14 protein-coding genes, 1 tRNA gene and 1 other annotated feature are annotated in these 15,264 nt (G+C 45.0%); of the genes, 4 read left to right on the top strand and 11 right to left on the bottom strand.

Going from position 1 to position 15,264, the window contains the following annotated elements:
• Window positions 1-7 precede the first annotated feature (7 nt).
• The 6 genes from ilvB to EFA47_RS03410 all read right to left on the bottom strand — a co-directional run bounded on the left by ilvB (window position 8) and on the right by EFA47_RS03410 (window position 6,603).
• Window positions 8-1,726 (bottom strand): biosynthetic-type acetolactate synthase large subunit, encoded by a 1,719-nt coding sequence (gene ilvB / locus EFA47_RS03435; RefSeq protein WP_122642019.1) that lies wholly within the window; start codon window positions 1,724-1,726, stop codon window positions 8-10.
• Between the two features lie 63 nt (window positions 1,727-1,789).
• Window positions 1,790-2,038: a binding site (T-box leader), on the bottom strand.
• Window positions 2,039-2,673: 635 nt separating this feature from the next.
• Window positions 2,674-3,303, bottom strand: a complete 630-nt coding sequence (locus EFA47_RS03430; RefSeq protein ID WP_122642018.1) for a lysoplasmalogenase family protein — start codon at window positions 3,301-3,303, stop codon at window positions 2,674-2,676.
• A 33-nt stretch (window positions 3,304-3,336) separates the two neighbouring features.
• Window positions 3,337-3,831: a dihydrofolate reductase gene (locus EFA47_RS03425; RefSeq protein ID WP_122642017.1), complete on the bottom strand. Its 495-nt coding sequence runs from the start codon at window positions 3,829-3,831 to the stop codon at window positions 3,337-3,339.
• Window positions 3,832-3,845: 14 nt separating this feature from the next.
• Window positions 3,846-4,694 (bottom strand): thymidylate synthase, encoded by an 849-nt coding sequence (thyA, locus tag EFA47_RS03420; RefSeq protein WP_122642016.1) that lies wholly within the window; start codon window positions 4,692-4,694, stop codon window positions 3,846-3,848.
• Window positions 4,695-4,785: 91 nt separating this feature from the next.
• Window positions 4,786-5,220 carry a MarR family winged helix-turn-helix transcriptional regulator gene (locus tag EFA47_RS03415; RefSeq protein WP_122642015.1) on the bottom strand — a complete coding sequence of 145 codons (435 nt, stop codon included), beginning with the start codon at window positions 5,218-5,220 and terminating at the stop codon, window positions 4,786-4,788.
• An 87-nt stretch (window positions 5,221-5,307) separates the two neighbouring features.
• Window positions 5,308-6,603 (bottom strand): homoserine dehydrogenase, encoded by a 1,296-nt coding sequence (locus EFA47_RS03410; protein ID WP_122642014.1) that lies wholly within the window; start codon window positions 6,601-6,603, stop codon window positions 5,308-5,310.
• 341 nt (window positions 6,604-6,944) lie between these two features.
• On the opposite strand from EFA47_RS03410, the gene EFA47_RS03405 reads away from it, so the two are divergent.
• The 4 genes from EFA47_RS03405 to EFA47_RS03390 all read left to right on the top strand — a co-directional run bounded on the left by EFA47_RS03405 (window position 6,945) and on the right by EFA47_RS03390 (window position 10,373).
• Window positions 6,945-7,619: a response regulator transcription factor gene (locus EFA47_RS03405; protein ID WP_122644395.1), complete on the top strand. Its 675-nt coding sequence runs from the start codon at window positions 6,945-6,947 to the stop codon at window positions 7,617-7,619.
• A 125-nt stretch (window positions 7,620-7,744) separates the two neighbouring features.
• Complete coding sequence (locus EFA47_RS03400) at window positions 7,745-8,656, top strand: ABC transporter ATP-binding protein (protein ID WP_122642013.1); 912 nt, start codon at window positions 7,745-7,747, stop codon at window positions 8,654-8,656.
• Window positions 8,649-9,461: an ABC-2 transporter permease gene (locus EFA47_RS03395; protein WP_164689911.1), complete on the top strand. Its 813-nt coding sequence runs from the start codon at window positions 8,649-8,651 to the stop codon at window positions 9,459-9,461. Before EFA47_RS03400 ends, EFA47_RS03395 begins: the two co-directional genes overlap by 8 nt.
• Before the next feature lie 9 nt (window positions 9,462-9,470).
• The gene (locus EFA47_RS03390; protein ID WP_122642011.1) at window positions 9,471-10,373 is read left to right on the top strand and encodes a sensor histidine kinase; all 903 of its coding nucleotides are present in this window, start codon (window positions 9,471-9,473) and stop codon (window positions 10,371-10,373) included.
• A 9-nt stretch (window positions 10,374-10,382) separates the two neighbouring features.
• Here the strand turns inward: EFA47_RS03390 and EFA47_RS03385 are convergent, their stop codons facing one another.
• The 5 genes from EFA47_RS03385 to nagA form a co-directional block, all read right to left on the bottom strand.
• Complete coding sequence (locus EFA47_RS03385) at window positions 10,383-10,952, bottom strand: GNAT family N-acetyltransferase (protein ID WP_178043401.1); 570 nt, start codon at window positions 10,950-10,952, stop codon at window positions 10,383-10,385.
• A 262-nt stretch (window positions 10,953-11,214) separates the two neighbouring features.
• Window positions 11,215-12,843, bottom strand: a complete 1,629-nt coding sequence (locus EFA47_RS03380) for an IS1182 family transposase (protein ID WP_122641496.1) — start codon at window positions 12,841-12,843, stop codon at window positions 11,215-11,217.
• Between the two features lie 107 nt (window positions 12,844-12,950).
• A tRNA-Gly gene (locus EFA47_RS03375) sits at window positions 12,951-13,023 on the bottom strand.
• Window positions 13,024-13,207: 184 nt separating this feature from the next.
• Window positions 13,208-13,966: a copper homeostasis protein CutC gene (locus EFA47_RS03370; RefSeq protein ID WP_122644393.1), complete on the bottom strand. Its 759-nt coding sequence runs from the start codon at window positions 13,964-13,966 to the stop codon at window positions 13,208-13,210.
• A 145-nt stretch (window positions 13,967-14,111) separates the two neighbouring features.
• Window positions 14,112-15,236: an N-acetylglucosamine-6-phosphate deacetylase gene (nagA, locus tag EFA47_RS03365; protein ID WP_122642010.1), complete on the bottom strand. Its 1,125-nt coding sequence runs from the start codon at window positions 15,234-15,236 to the stop codon at window positions 14,112-14,114.
• Window positions 15,237-15,264 lie beyond the last annotated feature (28 nt).

Here is a 15,264-nt window from a genome sequence, read left to right as displayed (position 1 = left end):
CATCCTCCTAGCAATCCATAATCATCTCTTCTAAAGTCCCCCCCGGCTGGATCATTGGATATACCATCTCTTCCGGGTCAATGATAAATTCTATCAATGTTGGAGTCTTTGTATTCTTCTTTGCCTCTTCAAAAGCCGCCCCTATCTCCTCTCTGCGTGTAACCCTGATCCCTTTGGCGCCATAGCTCTCAGAAAGCTTTACAAAATCAGGCGTATAAGGAGGCATTTCTTTTCCTTCTGTACGGCGGGTTAAGGCTCCTGACCTGAGGTTCGTCATACCATATCTTTTGCCATAAAATAATTTCTGCCACTGACGCACCATGCCAAGATAGGTGTTATTAAATACACAGAGTATTAAAGGAAGCTCCTCCAAAACTGCTGTGGCAAGCTCCTGGATATTCATCTGCATGCCTCCGTCACCAGAAATAGCAATAACAGGTGTGTCCGGATTCCCCAACTTCGCCCCTATGGCTCCCGGGAACCCATATCCCATCGTTCCCAGTCCCCCGGACATGATAATCCGCTTTTTATTTGTAATCTCCGTATACTGGGATGCAAACATCTGATGCTGCCCAACGTCTGTCACCACAATGGCCTCCTCGAACTGCTGGTTGATTTCATCAATTATATCTTTTGGCCCCATCTGGGCATGCTTCTTCATCTGAAGCGGGTGCTCTTCTTTCCATGCCTGTATCTGCTCCAGCCACTTGTCAGTGCTGCACGGCTCCACATACTCTGCCATCTTCTGCAGCGCCTCCTTGGCGTCTGCCACAATGGGGATATCTACATGGATATTCCGGGAGATAGAAGCAGTGTCAATATCAATATGCACAATCTGTGCCTTTGGGGCAAATTCATGCAGCTTGCCTGTAATCCGGTCATTAAACCTGGTTCCAATAGAATACAAAAGATCACACTCACTTACCGCCATATTTGCGGCATACGCGCCATGCATCCCCAAATTTCCAATAAATAGCGGGTGGTTGGTAGGGATGGCCCCTCTTCCCATCACAGTTGTGATGACAGGGATGTTTGTTTTCTCAGCCACCTCAGTAAATAGGTCATTTGCCCTGGCAATGTTGACTCCGCCTCCTGCCAAAAACAGGGGACGGCGCGCCTTGTGCAGCATTTTGATAGCTCGTTTGAGCTGTCCAATATGGACGCTCGTATTAGGCTTATATCCCCGTATATTTACTTCAGAAGGATACTCCGGACTTCCCAGTTCCCCCATAACATCTTTTGGCAGGTCGATGAGCACCGGCCCCGGTTTACCTGTTCTTGCTATATAAAAGGCTTCTTTAATAATACGTCCCAAATCCTCCCGGTTGCGCACAGTCACTCCATACTTGGTGATACTCCTTGTTATCCCGACAATATCAACCTCCTGGAAAGCATCGTTACCTATCAGATGCCTCGCCACCTGCCCTGTAAAGCAGACAAGGGGCACACTGTCATAGTTGGCTGTTGCAAGCCCTGTCACCAGATTCGTGGCCCCCGGTCCGCTTGTCACCAGGCAAACGCCCACCTTACCTGTTGTCCTGGCATAGGCATCAGCCGCGTGTACCAATGCCTGCTCATGGCGCGGCAGGATGACCTGAATATCATTCTGCTTATATAGCTCATCACTGATGTCAATCGTACAGGCCCCTGGATAGCCGAACATAATATCAACGCCTTCCTCTTTCAAGGCCTTTACCAATAATTTGTTTCCTGAAATCTGTCTCATACATATACCTCCTTCATACTGGAAACTTCCCCTGAATACAAAAGAAACCCTAAGCTGCGATCAGCTTAGGGCGAATCTTCATCCGTGTTACCACCTAATTTCAGAGAACGATCTCTGCACTCTGCCAGTACGGGATACACTCCGATACTGCCTCCCTGTAACGTAGGAGCCACGTCAGAGCCTACTTAGGCAATCGCCTGTTCGGTCCGCTGCTCAAAGGCTACTTCCATAATCCCTTCACAAGGACTTACACCATCCGTCCTCTCTCTTGGCATCGGGTAATTATGTACTCCTCCTTATCACTGCATTTATCTTACAATTTCGATAAATTTATATTTATTATAGTGTGTGTTTTTAACTTTGTCAATGACGGTTCCTTGATGTTTTTTAAGTATATTTTTAATTTAAGAAACCATATCTGCACTACGCTAAAATATATACGCTTCTTTTGCCCTTGAATATGCTTATTAGATGTAGTTCGCCCGCCCCCATGGGACGTGCATTGAGTTGGCATGTCTTATTAGACAAAGTCTGCCTTACCCTGTCCTATCCATGGAACCAGCGCACGTAATAAGCACTCCCTTTTCACTTCTGTTTGGTCATTTAAAATGAATTAGTTTATAGTTGGCCAATCGTTTGCTGCAAGGCAATGCGTCAGCACTCTTTACAAGACATGGGATAATACGCCCCTTACATATGGCAGAAAAAATCATCAGCAATACAATTTTAACATCAAATGGCGCTTTAATAATAAAGTACGGTGTTTTTTTATTGCTAAGATTTGCCACAGCCATATACGAAACGGAGGTTTAATAAAATGGGACAGATTTATGGATATGTCAGAGTTTCAAGCCTGGGCCAAAACAAGGAACGACAGATTATCGAATGAAAAATTTCGCCTTACTAACGGAAAATGATTTAGCATTCACTATGAAAAGCTAGGCCTTTCAAAAGTACAGCCTGGCAGCAAAAAAATACACTGCCATATAGTACAGAATAAGCAGAACCGCACCTAGTCCCCTTTTTTGCTGACCACTCAGATAATTCCAGCCAAGGATGGTATCTGATGCCAGGAAACAAACACCCCCTAAGCCTAAAAGGATTCCAGAAATACCCCTGCAGCATATGCCCCCGGCCACTGCGCCTGCCGCTACCGCGCAGAGCAGCACAGCATATAGCATTCCCGGGAACAGCAGTCCTTTTAACTTTCTGAGATATTTCTTTAGGGCCAGGAACATTCCGCTATAGAATATGCTAAAGCATACAGCCATAACCTTCCAGGAAATGTTTCCATATAATAAGCTGGCAAGAATACAGATATGGCCCGCCCCAAAAACTGCTACACCCGTGAGAAGCCAGATTTCCAACAGCACATCAGCAGCCATATAACAAAGAATTCCCGCCAGAGTCAGCCATACACTGGCACCGCCATATTCCGCCCCATAAAAACCTGCAAGGACAGCGGGCATCAACGTAGCCAATGCCTTAAAAGCCAGAAACTTTCTTCCGCCCCTTTCTTTTCCCTGAAAATAAACCGTTCCAAAAACTGCTGTCAACAATGCAGCGCCAGCCAGCATATGCCCCTCCCAATATCCGGCCTGGGAGAGTACCTATCTCTCCTTCCGCCTGTATTTAGTGAACCTGTACTCTAAATCAAAGCAGGTCTGTTCCTCGCTTTCCTCTGTCAGTTCCCAGTCTCCATCTGCATCCAGATCAGGAAAATACGTATCCGCCTGGAAAATATGGTCTATTCTAGTAATATATGCGGTATCACAATGGGGAAGAAGCTGCTTATATATGCTCTCCCCTCCGATAACAAAAATCTCATCAGAATCATATTTTTTCAGTTCTTCTAAAAGCTCTTCCTCAGAATGGACAAACACCGCATCTTTCACCTGGTATTCTATATTTGTGGTCAGCACAATATTTGTGCGGTTTTTCAAGGGCAGGCCATTGGGAAAGCTTTCCAGAGTCTTTCTCCCCATGACGACCACCTTCCCTGATGTGGTCTCCCTGAAAAATTTCATGTCTGACGGAATACTCACCAGTAATTTATTTTGAAATCCAATGGCCCAATTCCTGTCTGCCGCTGCTATCATGTTCATTGCTTTTCCTCCTGTCACACCGCGATGGGTATATTTTTTATCTGCGGATGGGTCTCATAATTATCCAGCCTTACATCATCTGTCGTAAATTCATAAAAATCCTTAATTTCAGGATTCAGCCAGAACTGCGGCCCCAAAAGTGGTTCTCTGGATATCAGCTCCTCAACCAACGGAATATGCCTGTCGTAAATATGGGCATCAGCTATCACATGTACAAGCTCTCCAACCCGCATCCCACATACCTGGGCAAACATATGGAGTAAAACCGCATACTGGCAGACATTCCAGTTATTTGCTGCAAGCACATCCTGGGAACGCTGGTTTAAAATCCCGTTCAGCGTCAGCCTGTCGCTGCCATTCTCTTTTGTCACATTAAAAGTCATGCTATATGCACAAGGATAAAGGTTCATCTCATGGAGATCCTGATGCACATAAATATTGGTCATAATCCGCCTGCTATAGGGATTATGCTTCAAATCATACAGCACTCTGTCCACCTGGTCCATCATACCTTCCTTATATTGATGCTTCACCTGCATCTGGTAACCATACGCCTTACCGATAGACCCACTTTCATCTGCCCAGCTGTCCCATATATGGCTGTTCAAATCATGGATATTATTGGACTTCTTCTGCCATATCCACAACATTTCATCCACACAGCTCTTAATTCCTGTGCGGCGCAGCGTCAGCGCCGGAAATTCCTCCGCCAGATTATATCTATTTACAATTCCAAACTTCTTAACCGTATAGGCCGGCGTCCCGTCCTCCCATACAGGCCGAACCTTCTCCCCCGCTGTACTCGTGCCATTGTCTATAATATCCCGGCACATATTAATAAAAACCTTGTCTGCGTAACTCATGAAAACTCCTTTCTATAATGCAAGGGGGTCTGTCCCTTTTGCAAAAGGGACTGTCCCCTTTGCCCTCCATTTTCAGACTATTCTGTTAATTTTATGGGTCTGCGATATTATACAGCATCTTTTCTAATCCTCTCGTCAGTGCCGCCACTTCTTTTTTTGTCATGCCGCGTGTCATCTGCCTGTCCATCTTTTTCCGGTCAGCTTCCATCCGGCGTTGTATGTCATATGCCTTTTCAGTCAAATATATTTTTTTCTTGCGTTTGTCTGTGGCGTTTTGGACACACAGGACGAAGCCTTTCTCATCTAGCCGTTTTAACAATCCTGTCACAGTGGGATTTTTAAGGCTCAGGTGCCGCTCCACATCCCGCTGGCTTACTTCTTCTTTATTTGTATGAAATAAATAGTCCAGCACAGCGCACTGTGATGATGTGATTCCAATGGTCTTAAGCTTCTCATTTAAGTCCTTTTCAAATACATTATTAATCTGCTTCACTATAAATCCAATTGGCTGAACCCGGTTCTCCATATAATGGCCTCCTCTCTTCAGTCCCCCTGCATATACATAGCTTGCTATATACTTTATGCCTATTTATTATATCCTGAAAGGCATCTCTTAATTCTGGTGTGCATACTCCCGTATGATACTGCTGATCTCAATGATATGATCCATGTCTTCAAGTTCTCTGACAGCATCCTTCAGATGATACTCTTTTACGCTTTCTGTCACAATGACCAGCTCCGCCTGATTATCCCTTGCATGTTTCTGAACCACTCTTGCAATACTTACTTTATGGTCGCCAAACACCTGGGCAATACGGGCCAGCACGCCGGGTTGGTTTTCCACCTGCATCCTCAAGAAGAATTTATTCTTTACTTCCCCAAACGCCTTCACTGGAATTTCCCTGTAGCAGGTACAGCTGATACGGCCTGTACACTGGTACTGCAAGTCTCTCGCAACATCAATCATATCCCCCATCACTGCACTGGCTGTAGGAAATTCCCCTGCTCCCCTGCCGTAAAACATAGCATCATCCACCGCATCCCCATGTACGAACACAGCATTAAAGGAGTCCCTCACAGAAGCCAGAGGATGCTCCCGGTTCAGCAGCATAGGGTACACCCCCACCTCAATCCCGCTGTCTGTATTACGGGCAATTCCCAGAAGTTTTATCACACTGTCAAATTCCTTTGCGTAAGCAATATCCTCAGATGTAATTTTTGTAATCCCTTCTGTATAGACATCTCCAAAAACCACTCTGGAATGAAAAGCTATGGATGCCATGATTGCCACTTTTCTGCCTGCGTCAAGACCCTCCACATCGGCCGTAGGATCTGCCTCCGCATACCCCAGCTCTGTGGCCTTCGCCAGAGCATCCTCAAACCCCATATTTTCCTCAAACATTTTCGTCAGTATATAGTTAGTTGTACCATTTACAATTCCAATCACCTCTGAAATCTCATTCCCTGCCAGACATTGTTTAAGTGGGCGTATGATAGGGATCCCTCCCGCTACAGCCGCCTCAAAAAGCAAATCACATCCCCCTTTCTCCGCTGCGTCTAAAAGCTCCCTGCCATATTCAGCCACCAAATCCTTATTGGCCGTGACAACATGCCTTCCTGACTTAAGCGCTTCCAGGATCATTGTACGGGCAGGTTCGATCCCCCCTATTACCTCCACTACTATTTGTATATCATCATCCTCCAAGATTTCTTTCCAGTTGTCCGTCAAAAGAGAGGTATCCACGCCTTCTCTTTTCTTGCTGACATTGCTGACCAAAATCCGGGAAATCTCCATATTGGCACCTATGGTTTTTTCCATCACGTCTTTTCTCATATCCATCAGCTTATAAACGCCCATTCCCACTGTACCAAGTCCAAGAAGGGCCACTTTGATATTCCTTTTCTCCATTGTATCACCTCATAATTAAAATAGCCTTGTTCTCTCCGTTGGGTCATATTATAGCATACCTTATTAGACGAAGTCCACCCGCCCCTTTAGGGGCCTGCATTATGGGGTGCCCTTTGGGTATACCTTATTGGACGAAGTCCACCCGCCCCTTTAGGGCCTGCATTATGGGGTGCCCTTTAGAATACAGAATTTACTATATTATTGATATTTACAGGCCTCCCACATCTTCCATTTCTCCTAATATTGTGCTACAGTACCCTAAGTGGGCAGGTACTAAGCAGAACTCTATGTCCACTGGAAAGGGAATTGTTTCTGAAAAGAAACACAAAGGAGAGTCAAATATGGTTAAAATTCTTATTATTGAGGATGATACAGATATTAATAATATGATATATGAATTTCTGCATAAAAATGGTTTTCAGGCCATCCAGGCTTTTTCTGGCACAGAAGGCCGGCTCCGCCTGCATATGGATGGGGATTACAGTTTGATAATTATGGATCTGATGCTTCCCGGAATTTCCGGCGAGGCATTGCTTTCAGAACTCCGCCGCACAAGCCAGATACCTGTCATTATCTTGTCCGCCAAAAATGCGCTGACCGATAAAGTGGAGCTTCTGGCTGGAGGGGCGGACGACTATTTAACTAAGCCTTTTGAGCTGGAAGAGCTTCTTGCCAGGATCCATGTCCAACTGCGCCATCAGTCTGCAGTCCCTTCCAGCCGCCCCCTCATATACAAACGTTGGAAAATAGATACAGATTCCCGCCGCCTTTTTGTAGATGATATCCCGGTAGAACTTACGGCCCATGAATTTGCCATTATCGAGCTTCTTCTCAGACGGCCTGAAAAGGTGTTTACAAAACAGGAAATTTATGAATCTATCTGGGAACAGGAATACGCCATCGAAGATAAAACAATCAATGTCCATATCAGCAATATCCGTACAAAACTAAAAGACAGCGGCACTTCTGAATATATCCGCACCATCTGGGGAATTGGTTTCAAAATAGGCCATTGAAATCTTTACAGTTTCTTAAACTTTTCTTTGCGATTTCTGGAACCTTGTGCGGGATAATAAATACAGCCTAGACAAAGGAATACAAAAAAACTTTCCTTTGGGGCCAGAAGGAGGATATACTGATTATGAACATAGCAGAGCTGTCTAATGTCTCCAAGGTTTACAAAAAGAAAAGAGCTGTAAGCCATTTAAATATGACAGTAGAAAAAGGAGATATTTTCGGATTTATTGGAAGAAACGGAGCCGGGAAATCCACTACTCTAAAAATGATATGCGGCCTTGCCGCTCCCTCTGAAGGGGAAATCCGCCTCTTTGGAAAACCAGTAACAAATGATACCGCCCGCCGCAGAACCGGCATGCTCATCGAAAATGCCGGGATCTACCCTGGTTTCTGCGCAAAAGAGAATTTAATGCTAAAGGCCCGGTGCTTAGGGATCGTGGATGCTGAACAAAGAGTAAAAGAGTTGTTGTCCTTTACCGGGTTAGAAGATGCAGGGAGTAAAAAGACAAAGCAATTTTCCATGGGCATGAAGCAGAGGCTTGGGATTGCCATGGCGCTGCTTGGAACCCCTGACCTTCTTATACTGGATGAACCTATCAACGGCCTGGATCCCGAGGGAATACAGGAAATCCGCCGGATGCTCTTGCATCTGAATGAGGAGCAGGATATCACTATCATTATAAGCTCCCATATCCTGGGAGAATTAAGCAAGATCGCCACACGCTACGGTATCATAAAAGACGGGCAGATGATCCAGCAGATCCGTTCCGAAGAATTAGAACAAAAATGCCAGAGCTGCCTGGTTGCAAAGGTCGAAGACGCTAAGGCCGCTTCCGTCCTGCTGGAAGAAAAAATGAACCTCACAGATTACGAAGTTCGGCCTGATGGGGAAATCCGTATCTATGCCCCCTGTGAGCCTCAGTTCCTAAACAGCGTATTTGCTGAAAATCAGGTGGCCGTAGGAGAAGTGTACTATCGCCACCAGGATCTGGAGTCCTACTTCCTAAAGCTGATGGGAGGTGATGACAATGACTGATTTACTCCGCATGGATTTCAGGAGAATCATCAAAAGCAAATCCACCTATATATGCTTTCTCGCCCTGCTTGCCACTATCATAATATGTGTGCTGCTTTTAAAGGTTGTTGCAGATCCTCAGCTCCGTACAGCCGCCCAGGGCCAGGGCGTGGCTATCAATGTCAATGAGGATGCGGCTGTAGAAAGCCTCTTTAATATTACTTACACGGATGCATTCTCTTCCACCATATTCCGCGGGGGTATATTCTTTGTTGTTATATCATCCCTCTTATCACTATGGATCTGCACAGACTTTGACAGTGGTTTTGCCAAAAATATTTTTGCCATCAGAGCCTCAAGGTGGAGTTATATCCTCAGCAAATGGGTTGCAATACAGACTGTATCCCTGCTCTATATCACAGCGCTTACAGGTATTTTTCTCCTGGCATGCCAAGCCATGGGCCTGACATTTAAGGAGGCACCTGCCGAGGATTATGTAAAATTTATTTTAATCTATTGGATACTCGGGGGCGCCTACGCGGCAATGCTCACAGTCCTGTCTGTACTGCTGAGAAATAAGGCCGCCTGCATCGCATCAGCCCTGCTGCTCGGAAGCGGTACAGTCCTGACTGCCGTGGATGCTATCCTGACAGCTCTGCGCATAAATGTATATAACTTTTTTGATTATACTCTGTATGGCTGTGTGCAGGATATCATCTTTCCTGTCACCCAGGAGAAATTCACCCTATGCATAGTAATAGGGATAATCTGGCTTATATTCTGGTTGTTTTTATCCATATTCATTATTCATAAAAAAGATATATAGGAGGTTCTTATGACAATTCCATTTCTGGCTGTGATATTGCTTTTTCTGATATGCTCAATTTATCTTGTGAGGATACATCTACAGATAAACAGGTGGGCAAAAGACCTGGAACAGACAGAAGGGGGAAGTAACCTGCGGCTGACCTCCAGCGTTCGCACGCCATGTATGCAGAGCTTATGCCGCGCCTTTAATACAAGACTTTCCAGAGAGCAAAAAACATGTATCCGCCAACAAATGGAAGGGAAAAACCTAAAATATACTATCTCCTGTATATCACATGATATCCGCACTCCGCTCACTGGTGCTTCTGGTTATCTTGAACTAGCCTTAAGCACCAGTGACAAAAAACAGGCTGACCATTATATGGAAATCATCCAGAAAAGGCTGAAAGACCTGGAATCCCTTTTAGAAGAACTTTTCTTATACACAAAACTGACCCAGGCGGAATACACGCTGGATTTAAAACCCGCACAGCCATATCAGGCATTGTGCGGGCAGCTTGCCGCTTACTATGACCGCATTGAGTCTGCGGGATTCGCCCTGGAATTAGAATTCCCCCAGGAAGGACTTACGATAACCGGAAATGACGAAGCGCTCAGGAGAATCTTCTCCAATCTTCTTAAAAACGCACTTCACTATGGAAAAGACACGATATCCATTACACAGCAAGGATACAGCCTGACCTTTGCCAATCCAGTTCCTGACCGCTCTAACATAGATACGCTCCGGCTTTTTGACCGTTTTTATAAAGCAGATACATCCCGCCATGGAAATGGTTCCGGCCTGGGATTATCCATCGTAAAACAGCTCATGGAAAAAATGGGAGGGGGCGTCTCTGCAAGCCTGGACAGCGGGCGCCTAAAAATTACGTTGTCCTTTTCTTGTTATCCACAAAAGGACAGCGGGCAATAAATCCAGCCTCTACATATTCAATATACAGCTCATTTCATGCCACTGGCTGCCTCCCCAGTCAGAGTCAGCAACGCCTCTGTCATAAAACCCCATTTTCTCATACATCTGTATCTTAGATGGAAGGCATGTAAGCAGCAGCATATGCCTGCCTTTTTCCCTCTCTCTGCAGATGTACTGGCATACCAGTTCCCTGGCCAGTCCCTGCATACGGTACTCTGGAAGCACATCCAGGCCAAGCAGCATAATATTTTTTCCATTTGGGTTGTGAAGGCCTGCATCTATAAAAAACTCATCACGGAAAGCATGTTCATCTGTAGAGAGTCCATTGAGAAACCCAGCCATTTGCCCCGTGCCTCTGTGAATTGCACACAAAAATAATTCCGGCGCCTTTTTTGCCCTCTCCAACATCATTTTCTTTGAACATGCCTGGCTGGGAGGAAAGCAGATCCTCTCTATCTCAGCAGCCTGCCCTGCCTCATCTGGACGGATATTCCTAAACTCAAAATTTATATATATCCCGGAATGGGAGATATGCCGGTTTAAGCCTTCAACTGTTTTCTTTTTTACTCTGTCATCCATTATAAATATATCCTTTCTGTGAGCAGCCTCCTGCTATACTGTCATGCAGCCTCTATTGAGCTGGCATCTGGAATGTATTTTTAGCAGATAAAAAAGGTGCTGTCGCATCAATGATTAATAAATCATAGATGCGGCAGCATCTTTTTGCCTTTTTTATACTAAATTGTTCTCGTATTTCATTCTTCCTATAAAAAAGGCAAACTTTAATAGACCTTTTCTGGAAAAAGGTTCATTTTCTGGATTTACTTTTGACCTGTCAAAATCAGGCGTGTTCTTTGAGCGGAAATAAATGCTGACCTGTCCTTTCCCCCTGGATTTTATGGTGAAGTTTATTCATGTTATATCCAATTGCCAACAGGATACTCTGGGCGGTTACATTTGCCTTCCCACGATACAGATATCGTCTGAATCCCATATCCTCTTTGATGTTTGCAAAACTTCCTTCCGCCTGGATGCTTCGGTTCATCCGTAGCTGGGTCCCGTAATCACTGGTGATCCGTTCCAGTGTCTCCCGGCGTTTCTCTTTCATTTTTTTCGAAACATACAGTACTTTCTGGCGGTCTTTCATTGGCGTTTTACAGTTATTCCCCTTTATACATTCGGTTTTGTAAGGACATCCACTGCAGTTGCTGCTCCGATATACGGTAACCGTTCTCCGGTAACCGCTGGCTGTCTTTTCTTTCTTCTCATACTGGGCTGTCAGCGCCTGTCCATTTTTGCAGTAATAACAGTCCGCTTCCTTATCATACTCCATGTTTTCCATACGTCCGATATTCTTCCGATATTTTCGGGTTTTGGAAATCTCATAGTTTTGCGGTTTGATATAGGATAGCTGACCATTCTCTTCCAAAAACAGATAGTTTTCTTCACTTTCATATCCTGCATCCGCTACAATCTCCTGATATTTAAACGGAAGGTAGCATTCCATATCTTTCAAAAACGGGATCAGTGTTCTTGTATCTGTAGGCCGTGCACTGATATCCAGCCATGTGATGTATTCTGAATCCACTCCATGCTGAAGATTATACGCTGGTTTGAGCTGCCCGTTGAGCATCGCATCTTCCTTCATCCGCATAAAAGTCGCATCTGGATCGGTTTTGGAATAACTGTTGCGCTCTCCACAGATATGGAGCTTTTGGTTGTATTCTTTCAGTTTTGCTATGTAACTTTCCAGGGTTTCTAATGATTTCTGAAGGCGAGTTTTTCGTCGTCCGGATCCATAAGAAAAGAGAATCCCCTCCTCCTGCTTGATCCTGTAAAGTTTTTTACGCAGTCTTTTTAAAGTGTGAAGGGAAACGTTCCCATTATGAACAATTCTGAATCCGTAAAGAGTTTCACATTCTTCTACGAGGACAAGGATTTTATCCAAAAGTTTTGCCTGATTTTTCGTAACAGCCTTTCTCCAGACAAAAGTATATTTGTTCGCGACGGATTCGATTTTTGTCCCATCAATAAAGATACTTTTTCCTGAGATTTCTCCAAGGGAATATAAGAATTCCGTTACATCGGCTAATATGTTTTTTGAGCATTGTGCGAAATGAAGAGAAATAAAACGGGCAAAGGTTGCGTGATCAGGTACGGGTTTTCCCTCCAAAAGATACATGAAATTGATATCTCTGCGGCATGCGGTTTCGATATCCCGGCTGGAATAGATTCGGTTCATGCTGGCGTAGACCATGATCTTAAACAGCTGCTTCGGTGTCGCCTGATTTTTCTTTATCTTTCCATAAGTCTGATAAAGATCGCTGAGTTCCATTCCCTCCACAAATGCACTCAGAAGGCGGACCGGATCATCTGCTGGAATCAAAATCTCCACATCCAGCGGAAGTTTGATTTGATAATACAGAGAAGATAGAGTATAATCTTTCTGTAAGATTTTATTTAGTCGCATAAATAAATTTTACACTAAGAGCCAGGCCTTGCATAGACCTGGCTCTTAGTCTTTGTAATAAAAAGTGCTGCCGCACTAATTAGTGCGACAGCTCCTTCCTCCAAAAGAGCGATAGACGGGATTCGAACCCGCGACCCCGACCTTGGCAAGGTCGTACTCTACCAACTGAGCCACTATCGCATATAGTATTTATTTCCTGACCGGAACAATAAATACTATACTATATGTGTCTAAGAATGTCAATACTTTTTTATGATTTTTTCTTCAGCTTTTTTCTTCAGATATTCTCTCTTCAATATGCACTTTTCTATTCCTAAAATATATTGATTTTCTAATTCATAGCACATATCTTTCATTTTACATCTTATAAAGCTGCCGCCTGCTTTTCCAGTATCTCCCTGGCCTCCCTGATCTTTTCCCGGGATGTTTTCCATATAATATACTCATCCCTTTCTGGAAGTCCCATGCTTGCACCCTCTTTTCTATATTTAAGGGCACTGTCTACTTCTATTTTCCCAGACATATGGTAGGAGGTAATCCCTGTGAACGGAACTAATTTTTCTATGGGCCCTGCCCCTATCCCTCCTGCTGCCAGTATTTCTATCCTTCCCCTGCTTTTTTTCTCCAGGCTGGCAAGCAAATCCCTTCCCTCCCAAGCCGTGCCGCACTGGCCGCCTGTGAGTATCGTTTTCATTCCCAGGCTGGCTGCCTGTTCCATGGCCTCCATTGGATCTACACACACATCAAATGCACGGTGGAGGGCCACATCAATCCCATCTGCGGCCTTTATAAGCTCTGCCATTCTGCCTGTATCTAGAGTTCCGTCTGGATTCAGCATCCCGATTACCACACCTTTTGCCCCATACTCCCGGTACATCTGCACTTCCTCTTTTAACTGTTCAAACTCGTATGAGTTATAACAATAATCTCCATACCGGGGCCTGAGCAGCACACGTATATCTATATCTGTATATTTTTTTACCAGCTTAAACAATGCGCTTCCCGGCGTCACCCCGCCAATTACCAAATTACTGCACAGTTCTATTCTGTCTGCCCCTCCCTCCTGTGCCGCAATGGCAGATTCTACACAGTCTGTACACGCTTCTAATACATATTTATCCATACTTTCTCTCCTCTGCCCTATATGAAAGGGCCAGTACTTTTCCATTTTTTCCTTCTGTTCCTGCCGCCTCAGTATATAAACCTCCTAGGATTTTTTGCGTCTCCCTCCCAGTGATACAAACTGCAGGGCAGTTACCGCTAAATGATTATGCCAGGCTCCCCAGACTGATTGTCTGCATAAGGCCAAATTCTGCATCCATCACTAAAATATCCGCATCCATACCTTCTTCCAATCCGCCTTTTTTCTTCAACCCAAATTCCCGGGCCTGATTTACGGAACTCATCCTGACTGCCTCCTCCGGCGCTGCGCCAGTAAATTCCATCATATTTCTAAAAGCCTTATCAAAGGTCAGCACGCTGCCCGCAATGGTGCCATCCTCAAGCCGGGCCGTCCCATCTTTCACATATACTTTCTGCCCTCCAAGCTCACTTAAACCCTCCGGCATCCCTTTGGCACGCATGGAATCTGTAATTAGTTCAATCCCTTCACTTCCCCGTACCCGGTACGCCAGCTTCACCATCTCAGGAACTATATGGATACCATCACAAATTATTTCTGCTTTAACCTGAGGCATCAGCATCCCAAACCCTGTCACACCTGGCTCTCTGTGCTTTAATCCCCTCTGCGCATTATATAAATGTGTGACATGGCTGGCCTGGCTGTGTTCCAGCTCCTGATAGACTGCATTTGAATGCCCGGCGCTCAGTACAACTGCATGTTCCTTGCACCACTGTTCGAACGCAGCATCTGCCTCCTCCGGGGCGTAGGTGACGAGCCGTATCAGGCCACCGCTTAGCTCATTCCATTTCTCTAAAGCCTTCTCATCCGGCTTTTTGATGTAAGAAGAATCCTGTGCCCCCTTAAAGACCTCAGAAATAAAAGGCCCTTCGACATGGATTCCCTGTATAATAGGATTCATCCTTGCGGCGGCGCCAATATTCTCCATGGCCCTCTCAATATTAGCATAAGTCTGTGTCATTGTTGTACAGAAGTACGTAGTAATCCCTTCATTCCTGGCCATTTTATTCACCATGCCGCTGATCTCTTCTGGACTGGCATCCATGCTGTCCATTCCATATCCGCCATGGCTGTGCACATCAATAAATCCTGGAATCAAAATTGTCCCGTCAGACACAATCTCCTGGTCCTCTTCCCTTGCCGTAAATTCCCTCATCTCTCCTACTTCCGCTATCTCCCTGCCAAAACGGATATAGCCGTCAGAGATGACACGTTCCCCTGTATAAATCCTCTTATTTTTCAACAGTTTCATAGTAAAACCTCCTTCTGCCTTATTCTCT

It is taken from the genome of Luxibacter massiliensis (genome assembly GCF_900604355.1).
Classification (GTDB): domain Bacteria; phylum Bacillota; class Clostridia; order Lachnospirales; family Lachnospiraceae; genus Luxibacter; species Luxibacter massiliensis.
Note: the sequence above shows the minus strand (reverse complement) of the source record. Positions and strands in the feature narration are given on the sequence as shown.